Source organism: Methylorubrum rhodesianum (assembly GCF_014199985.1).
GTDB lineage: Bacteria > Pseudomonadota > Alphaproteobacteria > Rhizobiales > Beijerinckiaceae > Methylobacterium > Methylobacterium rhodesianum.
In genome coordinates, this window is record NZ_JACHOS010000052.1 from 1 (window position 1) to 1,022 (window position 1,022).

1 protein-coding gene is annotated in these 1,022 nt (G+C 67.8%); it reads left to right on the forward strand.

Going from position 1 to position 1,022, the window contains the following annotated elements:
• Nucleotides 1–45 precede the first annotated feature (45 nt).
• Nucleotides 46–1,007, forward strand: a protein-coding gene (locus HNR01_RS27340) for an IS630 family transposase (RefSeq protein ID WP_183671091.1) whose coding sequence is annotated in 2 segments (ribosomal slippage) — nucleotides 46–397 and nucleotides 397–1,007 — 963 coding nt in all. Because the reading frame shifts where the segments join, the coding sequence is not laid out codon by codon here.
• The last annotated feature ends 15 nt before the right edge of the window (nucleotides 1,008–1,022 follow it).

The following is a 1,022-nucleotide window of genomic DNA, read 5'->3' on the forward strand; positions in this document are numbered from 1 at the left end:
GGCCGGCTCGGGAGTTGGGACGTTGAGGGGTAAAGGAGGATGCCGATGCCTTCGCCCTTGTCCGTCGATCTACGCCAGCGTGTCGTCTCTGCCGTTTGGGAGGGGGCGTCCTGTCATCAGGCGGCCGCCCGGTTCGGGGTCAGCGTGTCCAGTGCCAGCCGCTGGTCGGAACAGTTCCGCCGGGAAGGGCGACTCGCGCCTAAACCGTCGGGTGGCGATCACGCCTCGCACCGGATCGAGGCGCAGGCCGACCTGATCCTGACGACCTACGAGGCGCGGCCGACGATCTTTCTGCGCGAACTGCGTGACGCTTTGGCCGAGCACGGCGTGCAGACCAGCACGAGCAGCCTGTCCCGCTTCTTCGCCCGGCACGGCATCACCCGTAAAAAGGGGCGATCCACGCCGCCGAGCAGGCGCGCGAGGACGTAAGGGCGGCCCGTGAGGCGTGGTTCGCGAACCAGGACGCCCTCGATCCCGACAGACTGGTCTTCCTCGACGAGACCGCCGCAGCCACCAACATGGCGCGCCGCTACGGTCGGGCCCCGCGGGGCGAGCGCTGCCGCCTCGCCGTCCCGCACGGGCATTACAAGACCACCACGATCACCGCCGCCCTGCGCAGCGATGGCCTGTGTGCCACTTCCCTGTTCGACGGAGCCACCAACGGCGCACGCTTCCGAACCTACATCACCGACACGCTCGTGCCCGTGCTCAAGTCTGGCGACACCGTCATCCTCGACAACCTGCAGGCCCACAAGGTGACGGGGGTGCGCGAGGCCATCGAGGCCGCCGGGGCGAGGCTGCTCTACCTCCCGCCCTACAGCCCGGACTTCAATCCCATCGAGCAGATCTTCGCCAAGTTGAAGGGCCTCCTCCGAACCGCCGTGGCCCGCACTGTCCCAGACCTGTGGCACACCATCCGGAAGGCCTGCCCTCGCTTCACAGCCGATGAGTGCCGAAACTGCCTCGCCGCAGCCGGTTACGATACAGACTTGGCCGTCGCTACGTGAACGGGCACGGCTCTA